Annotated in this window: 16 protein-coding genes; 5 read left to right on the forward strand and 11 right to left on the reverse strand. The window is 65.5% G+C overall.

Annotated elements, in window-relative coordinates; translation table 11 throughout:
- Nucleotides 1-73: 73 nt before the first annotated feature.
- Nucleotides 74-523, forward strand: coding sequence for an SsrA-binding protein SmpB (smpB, locus tag RTQ83_RS14675; RefSeq protein WP_312516038.1), 450 nt, complete (start codon nt 74-76; stop codon nt 521-523).
- A 69-nt stretch (nt 524-592) separates the two neighbouring features.
- Here smpB and RTQ83_RS14680 read toward each other — a convergent pair whose 3' ends face one another.
- Complete coding sequence (locus RTQ83_RS14680; RefSeq protein ID WP_312516041.1) at nt 593-1786, reverse strand: multidrug effflux MFS transporter; 1194 nt, start codon at nt 1784-1786, stop codon at nt 593-595.
- Between the two features lie 84 nt (nt 1787-1870).
- Nucleotides 1871-2557, reverse strand: a complete 687-nt coding sequence (gene lepB, locus RTQ83_RS14685; protein WP_312516044.1) for a signal peptidase I — start codon at nt 2555-2557, stop codon at nt 1871-1873.
- Nucleotides 2558-2745: 188 nt separating this feature from the next.
- On the opposite strand from lepB, the gene ppk1 reads away from it, so the two are divergent.
- Together ppk1 and RTQ83_RS14695 are read left to right on the forward strand one after the other, a co-directional pair.
- Nucleotides 2746-4914: a polyphosphate kinase 1 gene (ppk1, locus tag RTQ83_RS14690; protein ID WP_312516047.1), complete on the forward strand. Its 2169-nt coding sequence runs from the start codon at nt 2746-2748 to the stop codon at nt 4912-4914.
- Complete coding sequence (locus RTQ83_RS14695) at nt 4886-5350, forward strand: histidine phosphatase family protein (RefSeq protein ID WP_312516050.1); 465 nt, start codon at nt 4886-4888, stop codon at nt 5348-5350. The genes ppk1 and RTQ83_RS14695 overlap by 29 nt, the downstream gene beginning before the upstream one ends.
- A gap of 26 nt (nt 5351-5376) precedes the next feature.
- Here the strand turns inward: RTQ83_RS14695 and RTQ83_RS14700 are convergent, their stop codons facing one another.
- The 3 genes from RTQ83_RS14700 to RTQ83_RS14710 form a co-directional block, all read right to left on the reverse strand.
- Nucleotides 5377-6825 carry a Ppx/GppA phosphatase family protein gene (locus tag RTQ83_RS14700; RefSeq protein WP_312516053.1) on the reverse strand — a complete coding sequence of 483 codons (1449 nt, stop codon included), beginning with the start codon at nt 6823-6825 and terminating at the stop codon, nt 5377-5379.
- A 157-nt stretch (nt 6826-6982) separates the two neighbouring features.
- A complete protein-coding gene (locus RTQ83_RS14705) occupies nt 6983-7165 on the reverse strand; it encodes a hypothetical protein (RefSeq protein WP_312516056.1) in 183 nt (60 codons plus the stop codon).
- On the reverse strand, nt 7162-8337 hold the full coding sequence (locus RTQ83_RS14710) for a PepSY domain-containing protein (protein ID WP_312516059.1): 1176 nt from the start codon (nt 8335-8337) through the stop codon (nt 7162-7164). The genes RTQ83_RS14705 and RTQ83_RS14710 overlap by 4 nt, the downstream gene beginning before the upstream one ends.
- Nucleotides 8338-8455: 118 nt before the next feature.
- Here RTQ83_RS14710 and RTQ83_RS14715 point away from each other — a divergent pair, with 118 nt between their 5' ends.
- Nucleotides 8456-10654: a TonB-dependent receptor gene (locus RTQ83_RS14715; protein WP_312516062.1), complete on the forward strand. Its 2199-nt coding sequence runs from the start codon at nt 8456-8458 to the stop codon at nt 10652-10654.
- 134 nt (nt 10655-10788) lie between these two features.
- Here RTQ83_RS14715 and RTQ83_RS14720 read toward each other — a convergent pair whose 3' ends face one another.
- From RTQ83_RS14720 to ppsA, 4 genes are all read right to left on the reverse strand, one after another.
- On the reverse strand, nt 10789-11598 hold the full coding sequence (locus RTQ83_RS14720) for an SDR family oxidoreductase (RefSeq protein ID WP_312516065.1): 810 nt from the start codon (nt 11596-11598) through the stop codon (nt 10789-10791).
- On the reverse strand, nt 11595-12515 hold the full coding sequence (locus RTQ83_RS14725) for a stomatin-like protein (protein ID WP_312516068.1): 921 nt from the start codon (nt 12513-12515) through the stop codon (nt 11595-11597). The genes RTQ83_RS14720 and RTQ83_RS14725 overlap by 4 nt, the downstream gene beginning before the upstream one ends.
- A 71-nt stretch (nt 12516-12586) precedes the next feature.
- Complete coding sequence (locus RTQ83_RS14730) at nt 12587-13009, reverse strand: NfeD family protein (protein ID WP_312516071.1); 423 nt, start codon at nt 13007-13009, stop codon at nt 12587-12589.
- Nucleotides 13010-13181: 172 nt separating this feature from the next.
- A complete protein-coding gene (ppsA, locus tag RTQ83_RS14735; protein ID WP_312516074.1) occupies nt 13182-15632 on the reverse strand; it encodes a phosphoenolpyruvate synthase in 2451 nt (816 codons plus the stop codon).
- Nucleotides 15633-15817: 185 nt separating this feature from the next.
- On the opposite strand from ppsA, the gene RTQ83_RS14740 reads away from it, so the two are divergent.
- Entirely contained in the window at nt 15818-16678 is an 861-nt protein-coding gene (locus RTQ83_RS14740) for a pyruvate, water dikinase regulatory protein (RefSeq protein ID WP_312516077.1), read from the forward strand.
- Between the two features lie 446 nt (nt 16679-17124).
- On the opposite strand, the gene RTQ83_RS14745 is transcribed toward RTQ83_RS14740, so the two are convergent.
- Nucleotides 17125-18321 (reverse strand): EAL domain-containing response regulator, encoded by a 1197-nt coding sequence (locus tag RTQ83_RS14745; protein WP_312516080.1) that lies wholly within the window; start codon nt 18319-18321, stop codon nt 17125-17127.
- A gap of 51 nt (nt 18322-18372) precedes the next feature.
- The gene (locus tag RTQ83_RS14750) at nt 18373-19158 is read right to left on the reverse strand and encodes an RNA methyltransferase (protein WP_312516083.1); all 786 of its coding nucleotides are present in this window, start codon (nt 19156-19158) and stop codon (nt 18373-18375) included.

Here is a 19158-nt window from a genome sequence, read left to right on the forward strand (position 1 = left end):
CAAGTTGCATGTCACGCCACGCTGGCGCGACAGCTGTACGTAGTTTAACCGACACACGAATTTTCGCCTTTTCATGAGCATCGCTGACAATAAAAAAGCATTTTTCGACTACTTCATCGAGGACCGCTACGAAGCCGGTCTGGTACTGGAGGGTTGGGAAGTGAAAGCCATCCGCGAAAGCCGGGTGCAGATCAAGGAAGCGTACGTGCTCGTCCGTAATAACGAGCTGTACCTGTTCGGCGCGCACGTGAGCGCGCTCACCACCACTTCCAGCTTCAGCCATCCGGAAGCGCTGCGTTCCCGCAAGCTGCTGCTGCACCGCGCCGAGATCGACAAGCTGATCGGCAAGGTGGAGCGTTCCGGCTACACGCTGGTGCCGCTCAACCTGCACATGAAGAAAGGCCGCGTGAAGTGCGAGATCGGCCTGGCCAAGGGCAAGAAGCAACACGACAAGCGCGCCACCGAAAGGGACCGCGACGCCAAACGCGAAGTCGAATCGGCCATGAAGACCAACCGCCGCTGATCCTCTCGGCTGCGCTTTCGCGCAGCCATGAAACAAACGCGGCGCCATTCAGGCGCCGCGCTTTTTTCCTTACACCGTTTTGCTTGCTGGCGCACCCGCGCTCAGCACGCTCAGTCGCCACGCACCGAAACTCAATGCCAGCCCCGCCGCCACACCCAGTGCCAGCTTCAGCGCGCTGCCGAACAGCAACGGCGCCACCAGCCCCGACACCAGCGCGAACGACATCATCTGGATGAAGCCGACCATCGAGGCCGCCAGACCGCGGTTGTTCGGGAACAGGCCCATCGCGGTCAGCTGGATCGCCGGCATCGCCACCGCCAGGCCGAAGGTATAGACGAACAGCGGCAGCACCGCCCACGGCACCGCGGCCGCGAACAGCGCGTTGTAGCCGACATTGACCGCGACGCCGAGCGCCATCACGCCATAGCCCAGCCACATCATGCGCGTCGGGGTGCTGCCGTGAGCGCGCTTGCCGCCCCAGGCCGACCCCACCACCATGCCGCCGATCAGCGGAATGAACATCCAGGCGAAGGCGGTCTCGGGCAGGCCCAGAATCTCCATCACGAAGTTCGAGGCCGAGCCGATGTACAGCGACAGCCCGCCGAAGGCCAGGCCGACCGCCAGCGACAGCAGCACGAACTGCGGATTGCGCAGCACCAGCAGGTAGTTGCGGCCGATGGTGCCCGGATGGAAGGCCTGGCGCTTGTCAACCGGCAGGCTTTCATCGAGCAGCTTGAAGCACAGCGCGATCATGGCCGCGCCGAACAGCGCCAGGAACAGGAAGGTCGAGCGCCAGCCAAAACTGACGTGCAGCCAGCCGCCCAGGATCGGCGCGATTGCCGGCGCCAGGCCGAACACCATCATGATGTGCGACATCATGCGCTGCGCCTGCGGGCCGGCGAAGCGGTCCTGCACGATGGCCTGGCCGATCACGGAGCCGGCGCCGGCCGACAGGCCCTGCAGCGCGCGGAACACCAGCAGCCAGCCGAAGGTCGGGGCCCAGGCCGCGCCGAGCGAGGCCAGCGTGTACACCGTCAGCGCCACCAGGATCACGGGCCGGCGCCCGAAGGTATCCGACAGCGTGCCGTAGAACAGCATCATGAAGGCAAAGCAGAACAGGAACACGCTCAGCGTCTGCTGCACCGCCACCGGACCGACGCCGTATTCCTGGCCGATGGCCGGCATCGAAGGGAGATAGGTGTCGATCGCCAGGGCGCCGATCATGCCGAGGCAGGCGAGGATGACGGTAAGAAGTCTTTGCATGGAACAGCGCTTTCGAGGTCAAACCCGGCGCCGCACGATGCGCGCCGGGGGGACGGGATTGTACGCTATTCCGGTTTTTGTTTCTTAGCTCCCATCTTTTTCTGCGGGCTCGAGCGACATCCCGAACCGCTCCAGGCGCGGCATCCAGTTGCCCAGGTAGTCGGCCGACACCAGCACCCGCACCGCGCGCCCGATCAGTTTCTCGCGTGGCACCAGGCCGATGTAGCGCGAATCGCGGCTGTCATCGCGGTTGTCGCCCAGCATCAGGTACCGGTCGGCCGGAATGTGCAGCGGCCCAAAGTCGCGCCGCGCCGGCGCCTGCGGCAGCACCTGCACCCGCTGGGTGGTGCCGGCCACGTGCTCATCCAGGCGCAGCGCCGCCAGTTCCTGGCCGGCGGCGACCTCGCGCACCGCCTCGATGTCGGTATAGGTGGCCTCCACGCCATTGATCGTCAGGCGGTCGCCGCGCATCTCGACCAGGTCGCCCGGCACCGCCAGCATGCGCTTGATCAGGCGCGTGCCGTCCTCGGGCGAGGTGAAGGTGACCACGTCGCCACGCTCGGGTTCGCCCAGGCGCGCCACGCTTACGTCCGTCAATGGTATCTTCAGGTCGAAGGCCATCCGGTTGACGAACACCACGTCGCCCTCGAGCAGATTGGGCCGCATCGAGCCGCTGGGAATCGGATTCCAGTCGGCCACCGCGGTGCGGAACACGCCGAACAGCAGCAGGAACGCCAGGAAGCCCTTGTTGGCGCGCAGGAAGTTTTTCACGGATGGCTCCTCGATAAAATGATGACTGCGTGGATGAGTTCAACCGTTATACGCAACGCCCCTTTAGCGATGCTTAAAATGCAAATCGCATCCGCGAACGGTGGGGTGCGCACGGATGCCCGTAGCTGTAACCACGCTGTCATATTCGACAACTACACTGCCTGCGCACAGACTACGACGCAGACCAAATGGACATGAAAAACAAGGCCATCGAGGCTGAAACGAAGATGCTGGAAGACGGCGGCACTTACCTGAACCGGGAACTGTCGCTGCTCGAATTCAACCGCCGCGTGCTGGCCCAGGCCGAAGACCCGGCCATCCCGCTGCTGGAACGGCTGCGCTTCCTGTGCATCGTCGCCAGCAACCTCGACGAATTCTTCGAGGTGCGCGTCGCCAGCCTGCTGGCCCAGCACAAGATCGACCGCGCCGACGGCCTGCCCGACGGTCTGGCGGCCGACCTGGAACGCGCCAGCGCCGAATGCCGGCACCTGATCGCGCGCCAATACAGCCTGTACAACAACGAGATAACGCCGCAGCTGTCCGAGCACGGCATCCACCTGCTGCACCGCAGTGAGCGCAACGCGGCCCAGCGCGCCTGGGTCAAGCAGTACTTCGACCGCGAAGTGCGCCCGCTGCTCACGCCGATCGGCCTGGACCCTGCCCACCCCTTCCCGCGCGTCATCAACAAGAGCCTGAACTTCATCGTCGAACTAGCCGGCAAGGACGCCTTCGGACGCGGTTCGGGCATCGCCATCATGAAGGCGCCGCGTGTGCTGCCGCGCGTGATCCGCCTGCCGGACGAGCTGTCCGATAAAAAAGGCGCCTCGTACTGCCTGCTGTCGTCGGTGATCCAGGCCCACATGGCCGACCTGTTCACCGGGCGCGAAGTGGTGTCGTATTCGCAGTTCCGCGTCACCCGCAACAGCGACCTGTGGGTGGACGAGGAAGAAGTCAAGAATCTGCGCCAGGCCCTGCAGAGCGAACTGCACAGCCGCCAGTACGGTTTCGCGGTGCGCCTGGAAGTGGGCCGCGCCTGTCCGCAGCACCTGTCCGACTTCCTGCTGAACCAGTTCGACATCGACCGCAGCCGCCTGTTCACGGTCGATGGCCCGGTCAACCTCGGCCGCCTGCTCGAAATCGCCAACACCCACGACCAGGCCGAACTCAAGTTCCCGCCGTATGTCGCCAACTATCCGGGCAAGCTGTCCGGCCCCGACCTGTTCGCCACGCTGCGCAAGCATGACGCGCTGCTGCACCACCCGTTCGAATCGTTCCAGCCGGTGATCAACTTCATCCAGTGCGCGGCGGCCGATCCCAACGTGGTGGCGATCAAGCAGACCATCTACCGCGCCGGCAGCAATTCGGAACTGATGGAAGCGCTGATCGCGGCTGCGCGCCGCGGCAAGGAAGTCACGGTGATCGTCGAACTGATGGCCCGCTTCGACGAAGAAGCCAACATCAACTGGGCCGAAAAGCTCGAGCAGGCCGGCGCCCAGGTGGTGTACGGCGTGGTGGGCCTCAAGACCCACGCCAAGATGGCGCTGGTGCTGCGGCGCGAACCGGGCGGCCTGCGCCGCTACGCCCACCTCGGCACCGGCAACTACAACCCGACCACCGCCAAGTTCTACACCGACTTCGGCCTGCTGACCGCCGACGCCGACCTGACCGCGGACGTCAACGAGGTGTTCATCCACCTCACCAGCATGACCCGTCCCAAGCAGCTGGCCAGCATCTGGCTGGCGCCGTTCTCGCTGCACAAGGAGATCGTGCGCGCCATCCGCAACGAGGCCGAGCTGGCGCGCCAGGGAAAACCGGGACGCATCATCGCCAAGATGAATTCGCTGACCGACGAATCGGTGATCAAGGCGCTGTACGACGCTTCGAACGCGGGCGTGAAGATCGACCTGATCATCCGCGGCGCCTGCTCGCTGCGTCCGGGCGTGGAAGGCATGTCGGACAATATCAAGGTGCGCTCGATCGTCGGGCGCTTCCTGGAGCACACGCGGATCTACTACTTCCGCAACGACCTGAAACACGATATGTACTTGAGCAGCGCGGACTGGATGAACCGCAACCTGTTCCGCCGGGTCGAAGTGGCGTTCCCGGTGCGCGCGCCGGCACTGAAGCGGCGCGTGATGCGCGAGGGCCTGCATCCCTACCTGAAGGACAACGTCAACGCTTGGGAACTGTCCAGCGACGGCCGCTACCGCCGGCGCAAGGCGCGCGGCAAGGGCGCCGACTACAGCGCCCAGCAGGTGCTGATGGACATGCTCGGCGCCGCCGCCGCTGCCGCCGCCACGGCGAATGCCAACAACAAAGAGGAAGACAATGGAACTGATCCTGTGGCGCCACGCTGAAGCCGAACCGCACGACCCGGAGCACGACCTGGAACGCGCGCTGACCCCGAAGGGCATGCGCCACGCCGCGCGCATGGGCGCGTGGCTCGACCGCAAGCTGCCGGCCGAATGCCGGGTGCTGGTCAGCCCGGCCACGCGCTGCATCCAGACCGTGGAAGCACTTGGGCGGCGTTACAAGGTGGTGGAAGCGCTCGCGCCTGACTCGAGTGCGGAAGCGATCATCGAAGCGGCGGGCTGGCCGACGCACCGCCAGCCGGCGCTGATCGTCGGCCACCAGCCACTGCTGGGCCAAGTGACGTCGCTGGTGCTGTGCGGCGCCAAGCAGGACTGGCGTATCCGCAAGGCCGGCGTGTTCTGGATCGAGCACAAGGAAAGCGACGGCATGCCGTATATCCGCCTGGTGGCGGGGCCGGATGTGATCGGCAAGCTGCGTTAATTTATACGGTATTGACTCGTAGGGTTTCAGCGCACCTGGAACCCGATCCCGACATCCCCCCAGAACCCCTCTTCCTTCTCGAACCACGGCGCCAACGTCGGATGCTTGGCCAGCAGCTCGCGCGGCAGGTCGATCTCGATGCGTCCCTTCATGCGCAGGCGCAGTCCATCCAGGTCATTGTCGGCGCGCGCATGCATCAGCACCACGGCCAGGCGCAGCGCCAGCAGCGCGCGCGCCACGTCGGGCTCCACCAGCGCCTCGCGCACCTTGCGCAGGTTGCCCTTCTGCCCCAGTACGAAGGTTGCCAGCATGCGCTGCTCGCGCGTGGTGAAGCCACCCAGGTCGGCGTGTTCGACGATATAGGCGCCGTGCTTGTGCGCGCCCGTCATCGAGATCGCCAGCCCGGTCTCGTGCAGCATCGCGCTCCACGCCAGGTAGTGGCGGTGGTTGTCGAGCTGCGGCTGCAGGCGTTCGTACAGCAGCGTCGCGATGCCGGCCGTGCGCAGCGCACGCTGGGTGTCGACGCGGAAGCGTCCCATGCAGCTGCGGATCGCGGCATCGCGCCGGTCGCGCCGGTTGGCGCGCAGTTCGAGGTCGGACAGCACGCCCAGGCGCAGCCCGGCGTTGATCGCCTGCAGGCGCGTCACCTTCAGCTCCTGCATGGCGCCGATCAGCACCGTCAGCCCGCCCACCATCACCGGGACCCGTTCGCGCTTCACGCCAGGCATGTTGAACGCGTCGACGTGGCCCAGTTCGAGCAGGATGTCGCGCAGCGCATGCAGGCTGGCCTGTGACACGGTGCCGTCGCCGATCGCGTTGCGCGAGATGACTTCCGAGATCGCACGCATGGTGCCGGAGGAGCCGTAGGCCGCGTCCCAGCCCTGCGCCTGGTAGGCCGCGGCGGCATCTTCGAAGCGCGCACGCGCCGCGGTGACGGCGGCGTCGAAATTGCGCTGGGTGATGCGGCCGTCGGCGAAGTAGGCGCGGGTCTGCGGCTGGGTGCCGATGCCGAACGATTCCACCAGCCCGATGTCGGCGCCGGTACCGGCGATCACCTCGGTCGAGCCGCCGCCGATGTCGATCACCAGACGCCGCTCGTCGAGGCGCTCGATGGCGCGCGCCACGCCCATGTAGATCAGGCGCCCTTCTTCCTCGCCCGAGATGATCTCGATCGGATAGCCGATCGCCTGCTCGGCTAGCGGCAGCAGCACGTCGGCGTTCTTCGCCACGCGCATGGTGTTGGTGGCGACCACGCGCACGGCGTCGAGCTGGTATTCGTCGAGGATGCGGCGGAAGTCTTCCAGGCAGCGTAGCGCGGTCCGCATCGCGGTCTCGCTGAGCATATTCTCGCTGTCCAGTCCCGCCGCCAGGCGGATCGGGTCGCGCGCGGTGCGCACGATGTGCATGCGGCCACCCGCGGGCTCGCCGATGTGCAGGCGGAAGCTGTTGGACCCGAGGTCGACTGCTGCAAACATGTGGCCCTTTCGATGTTGGTCCGGCGCGTTACCGGGCGCGCAGGATGTGCTGAAGCGCGCCAAGTATACAGCCTGGGCCGGGCCGGGCCAACTGCGGCGCGTTTGAATCGCGCCGGATCGGAAGGAATTATGGCTTCAGTTGCAGCTCAGCTGCAGGTCAGCTGCCTGCGGGCCGCCGGCGCAAGCCGTACCAGAAACACAGCAGCGTCGGAATGCCGAGCGCTACGGCGGATACCGCGTCCCACACGCCATCGCCCAGCAGCGCCGCGACCAGGCCGATCACGGTCAGGATGGCGAGCACGATCGGCGCGCCCCAGATCTGCATCGGAGTCTTGCTCATGACGCCTCCTGTCCGCGCGCCAGCGCCGGCATGGCGGCATCGGCGGCGCGCTTGTCGTTCGACGATTTGGCCGCCACCTTGGCCGCCTTGCCGCGCTTGAGCCACAGGTAGAGCCCTGTCACCAGGATCACGATGGTCGCGATGTCGAGCAGCGCCCACAGGAGCTTGAGCGGCTGGCCGCCGTAGTCGCCGAAGTGCAGCGGCTGCGAGACCAGCAGCGCGGTCAGGTACCACGGCAGTTCCGGCGCGTCGGTCAGTTCGCCGGTATTGGCGTCGATCAGCACCGGACGGTACAGGCGCGAGCTGAAGGCTTCGTCGCCGTTCATGAAGATGCCATAGTGGTGGGCGCTGCTGAAATCGGTGCCGGGGAAGGCGACGAAGGCGACACGCATGCCGGGCAAGGCTTCCTTGGCTTTTTCGATCGCGTCGTGCACTGAAGCGGTATGCGGCAGCGGCGCCTTGCCTTCGTACTTGTGCAGGATCTGGGCCAGCTCGTTGTTCTGGTAATACTTGAGCAGCAGGTCGCCCCAGGTGTTGATGACGCCGGTGCCGCCGACCACCAGCAGCCACACCATGGTCACGATGCCGAGCATATTGTGCATGTCGAGCCACTTCAGACGGCTCGAGCGCTCGCGCCGCACGGTGCCGAAGTCGAGTTTGCGCATGAAGGGCGCGTACAGCACCACGCCGCTGACGATCGCCACCAGCAGCAACAGGCCCATGAAACCGAGGAACAGCATGCCCGGCAGGCCCATGAACAGGTCCACGTGCAGCGCCAGCATGGTCGACATGAAGGCGCCGCCCTCGAAGGCAGGCTCGGTGATCACCTTGGTCGTACGGGCATCGACCGCGATCGGCTTGTAGTCGTGGTCGTGCATGTGGTCGGCCAGCGTCACGTTCCAGATCTCGGGCACGTCGGCTTCCTGCGAGATGAACATCGGCTTCTTGCTCGGATACAGCTCCTTGGCCGAGGCGATCACGGCGTCCACGTTCCCCTGCGGCATTGGAGTGGACAGGGTCGGCGGCTCGACTTCGTTGCCGAGCAGGTGGGCGATTTCGTGGCTGTAGATCAGCGGCAGACCGGTCAGGCAAAGCAGCAGCATGAAGACGGTGCAGACCAGGCTGCTCCACTTGTGGATCCAGCCCCAGCGGCGCAGGGAGACAGGCGACATGACGATAAGTAGAAATGCGGACCACGAATAATAATCGTTCTCATTTACATAATCAAGCTTGCGGTCTAGAATGCGCGATTACGCTTCATCATTCATTCCGCATAAGAAGAGCAACCTCATGAAACCGCAACGCTTCGCCCGCACTCCCCTCGCCCTGGCCGCCGGCCTGCTCGCCGCCAGCACCGCTTTCGCCCAGGATACGACGACCGAACCCATGTCGACCGTGGTGGTCAGCGCCTCGGCCGACGCCTCGGCGCAAGGCCTGCCGGCTGCCTACGCCGGCGGCCAGGTGGCGCGCGGCGGGCGTCTGGGCCTGCTCGGCAACGTCGACATCATGGACACGCCCTTCAACAGCACCAACTACACCAGCGCCCTGATCCAGGACCAGCAGGCACGCAGCGTGGCCGACGTGGTGCAGAACGATCCGTCGGTGCGCGTGGCGCGCGGCTTCGGCAACTACCAGGAGCTGTACATGATCCGCGGCTTCGCGGTCGGCTCCGACGACACCGCCTACAACGGCCTGTACGGCCTGCTGCCGCGCCAGTTCGTGGCGACCGAACTGGTCGAACGCGTGGAAGTGCTGCGCGGCGCGCACAGCTTCATCAACGGCGCCGCGCCGGCCGGCGGCAGCATCGGCGGCTCGATCAACCTGCTGCCGAAGCGCGCGCCGAATCAGGAATTGAACGACGTCACGCTCGGCGTCGAAAGCGGCGGCCAGGGCTACGGCGCCATCGATCTGGGCCGCCGCTTCGGCGAGGAAGGCCGCGCCGGCGTGCGCGTCAACGTCGCGCACCGCGAAGGCGACACCGCGGTCGACCGCGAGCGCCGTGAACTGAGCGTCTATTCGCTGGGCATGGACTACCGCGGCCGCGGCTACCGCCTGTCGGCCGACGTCGGCCACCAGGACCATCAACTGGACAACGCGCGTCCGAGCGTGACGCTGGGCGCGACCGTGCCGATGATCGCCGCCCCGGACAGCGAGCGCAATTTCGCCCAGCCGTGGACCGTCTCGGAAGAACGCCACACCTTCGGCACCGTGCGCGCCGAAGTCGACCTGGCCGGCGGCGCGGTCGCCTGGGCCGCGCTCGGTGCACGCAACGGCCAGGAATACAACGAGCTGGCCTCGATCACCGTCAACAATGCCAATGGCGACGGCACCATGAGCCGCTTCGATAACATCCGCAAGGACCAGGTGCGCACCGGCGAAGTGGGCGTGCGTGGCGAACTGCGCACCGGGGCGGTCAAGCACATGCTGAGCGCTTCGGCCTCGGGCTTCCACTCGGAGTCGCGCAACGCCTACGGCATGAGCGACTTCGCCGGCTTCTCGTCCAACGTCTACACCCCGCGCGACGTGGCCGCGCCCTCGTCCGCGTTCTTCACCGGCGGCGACATGCAAAATCCGCTGGTGACCGGCAAGTCGATCCTGTCCAGCCTGGCGATTGCCGATACCCTGTCCTTCATGGACGACAAGGTGCTGGTCAACGTGGGTGTGCGCCATCAGCGCCTGAAGGACTTCAGCTACGACTACAACACAGGCGTGGAAAGCGCCGGCTACGAAGCGAGCGACAATACCCCGTTCGCCGCGGTGGTCTTCAAGCCGCGTAAGGATCTGTCGCTGTACGCCAACTACAGCGAAGGGCTGCAGCGCGGCCAGGAAGGCCCGGTGCGGGACCTCAACAACCTGAATGACCCGAACGCCGTGCTCAACCCCGGCATCAAGACCGCACCGTACGTTTCGCGCCAGCGTGAAATCGGCGCCAAGTACGACAGCGGCCGCTATGGTCTCTCCGCCGCCCTGTTCACCACCAGCCAGCCGAGCGCCTACGTCCAGAACCGCGTGTTCGGCGTGTACGGCGAGCAGCGCAACCGCGGCCTGGAACTGTCGGTGTTCGGCAATCCGGCGCGCGGCCTGCGCCTCTTGGGCGGCCTGACCCTGCTCGATGCCGAGCAGCGCAGCACCGCCGACGGCGCCTTTGACGGCAACGACGCCATCGGCGTGCCGCAGACCCAGCTCAATATCGGCGCCGACTGGGACGTGCCGGGCGTCGAGGGCCTGTCGCTCAACGCGCGTACCGTGTACACCTCGAAACAGTACGCGAACGATGCCAACACCCAGCAGCTGCCGTCGTGGACCCGCCTCGATCTCGGCGCGACCTACCGCACCCGCTTCATGGAACGCGATTTGACCGTGCGCGCACGCGTCGACAACGTCGCCGACCGCGACTACTGGGCCTCGGCCGGCGGCTATCCGCGCTCGAGCTACCTGGTGCTGGCAGCGCCGCGCACCTTCACGGTGTCGGCGACCGTAGGGTTCTGAGCCTGCCCCGTGGGCTACTGAGCTTGACACGCGTCGGCAGCGGAGCTGCCAAGCCTACGTCGCTACGGTGACCTTGTAGGGTTGGCAGCTTCGCTGCCGACGCGTTACAACGACTGCACAAGGCGCAGCATGCATTACTGCGGCCGCAGATCATCCTTGACGGCATTGAGCGCTATCCGGTCGACCATGCCCGGCGCGATCAGCCGCAGCCAGCGCCCCAGCTTGCCCTGCACCGTCATCACCACTTCGCGCTGGCGCCTGTCCAGCGCCGCCAGGATCAGGCGTGCACAGTCCTCGACCGCCATCGCCTTCTCTTCCTTCAACGCACTCGCCCCCGCCTCTTCGCCGCGCGCATTGAAGCCGCGATAGCGAATTCGCGTCGCCACCACGCCCGGATAAGCCGTGGTCACGCTCACGCCGGAGTCGCGCAGTTCGACCCGCAGCGCATCAAAGAAGCCGCTGAGCGCGAACTTGGTGGCGCAGTAAGCGGTGCGCCCCGGCACTCCAACCACGCCCGCCAGCGACGACACCGCGACGATGCTGCCGCGTGCCGTCTTCAGGTGCGGCAGTGCGGCCTGGGTGCACCACACCGCGCCCCACAGATTCACCCGCATCAGTTCTTCATACCAGCCGAGGTCCTCGACCTCTTCGAACAGCGCGTGCGCCGAACGCCCGGCGTTGTTGATCAACACGTCGATGCGACCAAAGCGCGTCATCGCGGCGCGGATCAGGCGCCGGCAATCGTCCTGGACCGACATGTCGGCCGCCACCGCCAGCGTCTGCGCGCCCAATGCCCGGCATTGCCCGGCCACGGTATCGAGCAGCGCGGCGCCGCGCGCGGCCAGCACCAGCGCCACGTTGGCGCCCTCGCGCGCGGCCAGCTGGCGCGCCATCTCGGCGCCGATGCCGTCCGAAGCGCCGGTGATGACCACCACCCGTGTCATCGCTGCGCCTTCACGATCTGCAGGGCGCTGGCGATCACGGTGCTCATGTCGCCCAGGTTGGCCGGCACGATCAGCGTGTTGTTGGTCTTGGCCAGATTGGCGAAGGCGTCGACATAGTGCTCGGCCACGCGCAGGCTGACCGCGTCCATGCCGCCCGGCTCACTGATCGCCGACCCGACCTGGCGCAGCGCCGCGGCGCTGGCCTCGGCCAGCGCCACGATCGCCGCCGCCTCGCCCTGGGCGCGGTTGATGGCGGCCAGCTTGTCGCCTTCCGAGCGCGCGATCTGTGCCTCGCGGTCGCCGCTGGCGATGTTGATCTGCTCCTGGCGCCGCCCTTCCGAGGCCGCGATCAGGGCACGCTTGCCGCGTTCGGCCGTGATCTGGGCCTGCATCGCGTGCAGGATCTCAGCCGGCGGGGTCAGGTCCTTGATCTCGTAGCGCAGCACCTTGACGCCCCAGTTGGCGGCCGATTCGTCGATCGCGTTGACGATGGTGGTGTTGATGTGGTCGCGCTCCTCGAAAGTCTTGTCCAGCTCCATGCGCCCGATCACCGAGCGCAGCGTGGTCTGGGCCAGCTGGGTGATGGCCTGGATGTAGTTCGACGAGCCGTACGAGGCGCGCATGGCGTCGGTGACCTGGAAGTACAGGATGCCGTCCACCTGCAATTGCGTGTTGTCCTTGGTGATGCAGACCTGCGGCGGGACGTCGAGCGGGATCTCCTTCAGGCTGTGGCGATAGGCGATGCGGTCGACGAACGGCACGACGATGTTCAGGCCCGGCGCCAGCGTGGCGTGGTACTTGCCGAGACGCTCGACCACCCAGGCGTTCTGCTGCGGTACCACGTTGATGGTCTTGAAGACGAAGACCAGCGCGATGATGAAGATCACCAGCGCGACGGTGCTGAAGGACAGTTCCATGTGCTTCCCTTTCTTGTTGTGATTGCGGTGTTGCGTGTTGCGTGTTGCGTGTTGCTTGCGATGCGCGGTGTTCAAGGCCGGGCCACGATCAGCACGTTGCCCTGGACCTCGACGATGCGGTAGTCGCCCGGCGTGGCTTCCAGTCCGCCCTGTAGTTCGACATCCCACAGCGCGCCGCGGTACATCACGCGCGCGCGCCGCTCGTGCCACTGCGGCACGCTCACGCGTCCGCCGATATCGAGATTGACGTTGGGATCGTTGGCGGCCTGGCCGCGGCGCGAACGCGCGAAGCGGCTGCGCCGCAGCAACACCGTGGCCAGCACGCCCACCAGCGCCGCGGTGAGCGTCTGCAGCGGACCGCCGGCCCCGAGCCAGGCGGCGAGCGCGCCGGCCAGCAGGCCAAGCGCGATCATCAACAGATAAAAGGTGCCGATGAACAGCTCGGCCACCACCAGGATGCCGGCGCCGATCAGCCAGTAGCTCCAGTCGGACATGCGATACGTCTCCTTGTTGTTGTCGTTGTCGTGGTCATGGAATGAAAAAACCCCCGCTACCCGGGGTGGGTAGCAGGGGTTTCGCGTCACCGGATGATCGGTGAGGATGGGGTTTGTCCGGTAGGCGCGTCATTGCCGCCAGTGTAGCACCGGCGGCGTCCGGCGTGCAGGGTCAGGATGCCGCGTTCGATGCCAGTTTCTGCCAGGTCTCGATCACCGAGTCCGGATTGAGCGACATCGATTCGATGCCCTGCTCCACCAGCCACTCTGCGAAGTCCGGGTTGTCCGACGGACCCTGGCCGCAGATGCCGACGTACTTGCCCTGTGCCTGGCAGGCCTTGATCGCCAGCTTCAGCATCGCCTTGACCGCCGGGTCGCGCTCGTCGAAGTCCTTGGCCAGCAGCTCCATGCCGGAGTCGCGGTCCAGGCCCAGGGTGAGCTGGGTCAGGTCGTTGGAACCGATCGAGAAGCCGTCGAAGAACTGCAGGAACTGCTCGGCCAGGATGGCATTGGACGGCACTTCGCACATCATGATCACGCGCAGGTCGTTCTCGCCGCGCTTGAGACCATTCTGCCCCAGCAGATCGATCACCTTCTCGGCCTGGCCCAGGGTACGCACGAACGGGATCATCAGCTCGACGTTGGTCAGGCCCATGTCGTCGCGCACGCGCTTCATGGCCGCGCATTCCATCGCGAACGATTCGGCGAAGTCTTCCGCCAGGTAGCGCGCCGCGCCGCGGAAGCCCAGCATCGGGTTTTCTTCGTCCGGCTCGTAGCGCGAACCGCCGATCAGCTTCTTGTACTCGTTCGACTTGAAGTCGGACAGGCGCACGATCACCTTTTTCGGCCAGAACGCGGCGGCGATGGTGGCCACGCCTTCGGCCAGCTTGTCGACATAGAAGGCGCGTGGCGATGCATGGCCGCGCGCTACCGATTCCACCGCCTTCTTCAGGTCGGCGTCGATGTTCGGGTACTCGAGGATCGCCTTCGGGTGCACGCCGATGTTGTTGTTGATGATGAATTCCAGGCGCGCCAAACCGACGCCGTTGTTCGGCACCGACTGGAAGTCGAAGGCCAGCTGCGGATTGCCGACGTTGAGCATGATCTTGGTGGGAATCGGCGGCAATTCGCCGCGCGCGACTTCGGTGACCTCGGTTTCCAGCAGGCCGTCGTAGATGCGGCCTTCGTCGCCTTCGGCGCACGAGACGGTAACGAAGGTGCCGTCCTTCAACGCCTCGGTCGCGTCGCCGCAGCCGACGACCGCCGGCACGCCCAGTTCACGCGCGATGATCGCCGCGTGGCAGGTGCGGCCGCCGCGGTTGGTGACGATCGCCGAGGCGCGCTTCATCACCGGCTCCCAGTTCGGGTCGGTCATATCGGCCACCAGCACGTCGCCCGGCTGCACGCGTTCCATTTCGGATGGGTCGGTGATCACGCGCACCGGACCGGCGCCGATCTTCTGGCCGATCGCGCGGCCGCTGGTCAACACGGTGCCGGTGCCTTTCAGCTGGAAGCGCTGCTGGGCGTCGGTCGCCTTCTGCTGCGACTTCACGGTTTCCGGGCGCGCCTGCAGGATATACAGCTTGCCGTCGCGGCCGTCCTTGCCCCACTCGATGTCCATCGGACGGCCGTAGTGGTTCTCGATGATGACGGCGTACTTGGCCAGTTCGACCACTTCTTCGTCCTTCAGCGAGTAGCGGTTGCGCAGCTCGATCGGCACATCGACGGTCTTGACCGAGCGGCCGGCCTTGGCTTCGCTGGTAAATTCCATCTTGATCAGCTTCGAACCGATATTGCGGCGGATGACCGGCGACTTGCCCTGCGCCAGCATCGGCTTGTGCACGTAGAACTCGTCGGGATTGACCGCGCCCTGCACCACGGTCTCGCCCAGGCCGTAGCTCGAGGTGATGAACACCACATCCTTGAAGCCGGACTCGGTGTCGATGGTGAACATCACGCCCGAGGCGCCGGTATCCGAGCGCACCATGCGCTGCACGCCGGCCGACAGCGCGACCTCGGCGTGGGTGAATCCTTTATGCACGCGGTACGAGATCGCGCGGTCGTTGTACAGCGACGCGAACACGTGCTTCATCGCTTCGAGCACGTTGTCGATGCCGACCACGTTCAGGAACGATTCCTGCTGGCCGGCGAACGAGGCGTCCGGCAAGTCTTCGGCGGTGGCCGAGGAGCGCACGGCGAACGAGACTTCGGTCTCGGAGCCGGCCACCAGGCGTTCGTAGAAGTCGCGGATTTCCTGTTCCAGGCGTGGCTGGAACGGGGTGGCGACGATCCACTGGCGGATCTCGGCGCCGGCGGCGGCCAGCGAACGTACGTCGTCGACGTCCAGGCCTTCGAGGCGGGTGGCGATGCGCTGGCCCAGCGATGGGCCGCCGTCCGCACTGTGGTCGAGGAAGTCGCGGAAGGCGTCGGCGGTGGTGGCGAAGCCGGTCGGCACGCGCACGCCGGCATTCGCCAGTTGGCTGATCATTTCGCCGAGCGACGCGTTCTTGCCGCCGACCGACTCGACGTCGGTCATGCGCAGGTTCTCGAACGAGGCGACGTAGGTACGGCCGGCGCCGGATTGACCGTCGGGGGTCAATGCTGGAGTAGCGAGGTTAGTCATGGTAAAACACCCTTACTTGATGATGGAAATCTTTTGGGGCATCGGCTGGAGCGGGGACTGTTCTTGTTATTCTGGCCCGCGTGCAGCACAATGCCAAACCCGTTGCAGAGCATTTTACCCCGCGACCGGGTGAAGTGCAGCGCACTTTTGATGCCACTTTGTCAGCATTTAGTTATCCACCGCACATGACCGACGATCTCACTCCCGACGCTCCCCCGTCTTCCGCCCCCACGCCGCGCACGGTATTTTTCGTTTCCGACGGCACCGGCATCACGGCGGAGACCTTCGGCCACGCGGTGCTGAGCCAGTTCGAGATGCGCTTCCGCCAGATTCGCCTGCCCTTCATCGACTCGATCGAGAAGGCGCACGACGCCGCGCGCCGCATCAACGAGAGCTTCGCCCGCGACGGCCAGCGTCCGATCGTGTTCTCGACCCTGGTCAAGCACGAGCTGTCGACCGTGCTGCGCGCCGCCAAGGGCATGCACATGGACCTGTTCCAGACCTTCGTCGCGCCGCTCGAGCAGGAACTGGAGATCAAGTCGACCCACACCATCGGGCGCATCCACAACGCGGTCGACAGCGAGGAATACAAGAACCGTATCGAAGCCATCAACTTCTCGCTGGCGCACGACGACGGCCAGTCGCACAAGAACCTGGCCGAGGCCGACGTGATCCTGGTCGGCGTCTCGCGTTCCGGCAAGACGCCGACCAGCCTGTACCTGGCGATGCAGTATGGCCTGAAAGCCGCCAACTACCCTTTGATCCCGGACGACTTCGAGCGCGGCAAGCTGCCATCGTCGCTGCCGCCATTCAAGGCCAAGCTGTTCGGCCTGACCATCACGCCCGAGCGCCTCTCGCAGATCCGCAACGAGCGCCGCGCCGGCAGCAAATACGCATCCCTCGAGAACTGCCGCTACGAAGTCAACGAAGCCGAACAACTGATGCGCCGTGAAGGTATCCGCTGGCTTTCCTCGACCACGAAATCGATCGAAGAAATCGCCACCACCATCCTCCAGGAAATCAAACCCGACCGCCGCGAATACTGACCCCTTCGATAATGAGGGTCAGAGTAAAATTGTTGGCCAATATCCTAAGAACACGGCGCGGCGGCAATTACCGCCGCTCAGCTTGCTTGATGGCTCTTTCAAAATAATTAGGGTCAGAGTCGAATTAATGGGCAACTCCAAAAGTTGTCAAACAATTCGACTCTGACCCTAATTGTTTGGGGTACGGTTTTGAGGCTTTGTCGCTGAGTTGTGGAAATAGCGTGCCTTGCTGCAGTTGCTTTTGAATTGATAGCGCTAACTCGGCCTTAAATTAATTAGGGTCAGAGTCAAATTGTTGAGCAATGTCTTACAAACCTGGAGCACGAGAATTTACCACTGCTTAGCTTTCTTGGCGGCTCATTCAAAATAATTAGGGTCAGAGTCGAATTAAATGACAACTCCGAAAGTTGTCAAACAATTCGACTCTGACCCTATTTTGTTAGGGCTTAGAAGAATTGGCGCCAGTCGGCGAGCCAGGGGGGGAAGGCGGCGGCTTCCATGGGGTTGGCGATGTGGTAGCCCTGGGCGTAGGTGCAGCCGAGACTTTGCAGGAAATCCCAGTCCTGGCGGGTTTCGACGCCGACGGCGACCGACATGCGGTCCAGGCTGTGGGCCAGGCCGAGACAGGATTTGAGGACCGTGCCCAGGGGGCGGCGTTTCGAGGCGCCGTCGACGAAGCTGCGGTCGATCTTCAGTTCCGTGAACGGGATGCGGGCCAGCAACTGCAGGTTCGAGCGGCCGGTGCCGTAGTCGTCGATGGCGAGGCCGAAACCCATCATGCGCAGGCGTACCAGGCGTTCGATGAAGTCGGGGTCGGTGTTCAGGACCGAGGATTCGGGGATCTCGAATGTCACGTAGTCGGGCAGCACCTTGTGGCGGTTCAGGCAGGCCTCGATCTGGCGCACGAAGGCCGGGTGGGCCAGCGTTTCGGGGGCGGTGTTCAGCGAGATCGGGACCGGAATGCCCTGGTCCTGGAACCAGCGGCAGCGCTCCACCGACAGCTCGATCATGCTCCAGTCGAGGAAGTCGATGCGGCCCTGCTCTTCCAAGGCGTCGATGAACGAGGCGGGACCGAGCACGCCGTGCTCGGGATGGCGCCAGCGGGCGAAGGCTTCCAGGCCTTTCACCTGGCCGGTGGCCAGCTCGATCTTGGGCTGGAAGAACGGTTCGAACTGGCGCTTCTGCAGGCCGATGCCGATTTCCTGGAAGGTGAAGCGCGGGCCGGTGCTCGGACGCGGGGTGCGCGCCAGCGGCGTGTAGTGTTCCAGCAGGGGTTTCAGTTTGACGGCGCTGACCGGGCGCGTGATGGTGCCGAGCAGGTCGACACCGTGGGCCTGGGCCAGGGTCTCGACCGAGAACAGCAGACCCGCGGGTTGGGCGCCGGTGACGATCAGGCGCGCACCGGAGCCGTTGGCGCCGAGGTGGCGGATCAGTTCCAGCGCGTCCATGCCGGGCAGCTCGAGGTCGACGATGGCGATGTTCACCGTCGGGGTCAAGCCCGACTCCAGCGCCTGTAAGGCGATGTGACCATCCGGTACTTCGGTGACGCGGCTGGCGCCGATCTGGCCCAGCAGGTCGGCCACGGCCTTGCGGCCGGCCGGATCGGCTTGCGCCACCAGAAAATGCAAATGCGCGATGTCCATCAATGCTCCAGTCTCGAAGCCGCTAGCCTACCGCGAAGGGCGGGCCGCCGTCTATGCCTGTCGCTGGCGCAGCGCTTCGAAGAAGCACACGGCGGCGCAGGCGGCGACGTTCAGCGACTCGACCTGGCCCGCATGCGGCACCACCACCCGCTCGCTGGCCAGGTCCAGCAGTTCGTGCGACACGCCCTGCCCTTCGTGGCCCAGCACCCAGGCCACCGGCTGGCGCAGATCGAGCGTGTACAGCTGGCGCGCGGCGTAGCCGCTGGTGGCCAGCACCGGGATCTTCGCCGCGCGCGCCAGCGGCGCCAGTTCGACGTGCTCGAAGATGTCGAGCACAAAGTGCGCGCCCATCGCGGCGCGCAGCACCTTGGGCGACCAGCAGAAGGCGGTGCCGGGGCTGCAGTACACCTGCTTCACGCCGGACGCCGCCGCGCTGCGCAGGATCGAGCCGACGTTGCCGGGATCCTGCACGCCGTCGAGCAGCACGGCCGCTTCGACCAGTGCCGGCGCTTTAGATGGCTGCGGCGTGGCGATCACGAACAGCAGGTGCACCCCGTGTTCGACCTGGCTGACGGCGTTGAACAGCGCGTCCGGCAATGCCGTGACCGGCGCGCCGAGCGCGTCGCAGCGGGCGACGATGGCAGTCACCTCGGCGTTACCGAGCGCCCCTTCCGACACCACGCAATGCACCGGCGCGCCGCGCAGGTCGAGCCAGGTCTGGCACAGGTGCACGCCGTCGAGCAGGCTGCGGCCGGCCTTGCGCCGCGCCTGCGAGCTGGTCGCCAGCGCCTTCAAATCCTTGTAGAACGCGTTGTCGCGCGAGCTGATAGTCTTCAT

Source organism: Massilia sp. (assembly GCF_031995545.1).
GTDB lineage: Bacteria > Pseudomonadota > Gammaproteobacteria > Burkholderiales > Burkholderiaceae_D > Telluria.

Excerpts from the sequence above, each read along its gene's own strand:
- RTQ83_RS14745 (WP_312516080.1), bottom strand. The coding sequence starts at position 18,321 with ATGGACATCGCGCATTTGCATTTTCTGGTGGCGCAAGCCGATCCGGCC.
- RTQ83_RS14740 (WP_312516077.1), top strand. The coding sequence starts at position 15,818 with ATGACCGACGATCTCACTCCCGACGCTCCCCCGTCTTCCGCCCCCACG.
- ppsA (WP_312516074.1), bottom strand. The coding sequence starts at position 15,632 with ATGACTAACCTCGCTACTCCAGCATTGACCCCCGACGGTCAATCCGGC.
- RTQ83_RS14715 (WP_312516062.1), top strand. The coding sequence starts at position 8,456 with ATGAAACCGCAACGCTTCGCCCGCACTCCCCTCGCCCTGGCCGCCGGC.
- RTQ83_RS14720 (WP_312516065.1), bottom strand. The coding sequence starts at position 11,598 with ATGACACGGGTGGTGGTCATCACCGGCGCTTCGGACGGCATCGGCGCC.
- RTQ83_RS14730 (WP_312516071.1), bottom strand. The coding sequence starts at position 13,009 with ATGTCCGACTGGAGCTACTGGCTGATCGGCGCCGGCATCCTGGTGGTG.
- ppk1 (WP_312516047.1), top strand. The coding sequence starts at position 2,746 with ATGGACATGAAAAACAAGGCCATCGAGGCTGAAACGAAGATGCTGGAA.
- RTQ83_RS14700 (WP_312516053.1), bottom strand. The coding sequence starts at position 6,825 with ATGTTTGCAGCAGTCGACCTCGGGTCCAACAGCTTCCGCCTGCACATC.
- RTQ83_RS14710 (WP_312516059.1), bottom strand. The coding sequence starts at position 8,337 with ATGTCGCCTGTCTCCCTGCGCCGCTGGGGCTGGATCCACAAGTGGAGC.
- RTQ83_RS14695 (WP_312516050.1), top strand. The coding sequence starts at position 4,886 with ATGGAACTGATCCTGTGGCGCCACGCTGAAGCCGAACCGCACGACCCG.
- RTQ83_RS14750 (WP_312516083.1), bottom strand. The coding sequence starts at position 19,158 with ATGAAGACTATCAGCTCGCGCGACAACGCGTTCTACAAGGATTTGAAG.
- smpB (WP_312516038.1), top strand. The coding sequence starts at position 74 with ATGAGCATCGCTGACAATAAAAAAGCATTTTTCGACTACTTCATCGAG.
- RTQ83_RS14680 (WP_312516041.1), bottom strand. The coding sequence starts at position 1,786 with ATGCAAAGACTTCTTACCGTCATCCTCGCCTGCCTCGGCATGATCGGC.
- RTQ83_RS14705 (WP_312516056.1), bottom strand. The coding sequence starts at position 7,165 with ATGAGCAAGACTCCGATGCAGATCTGGGGCGCGCCGATCGTGCTCGCC.
- RTQ83_RS14725 (WP_312516068.1), bottom strand. The coding sequence starts at position 12,515 with ATGGAACTGTCCTTCAGCACCGTCGCGCTGGTGATCTTCATCATCGCG.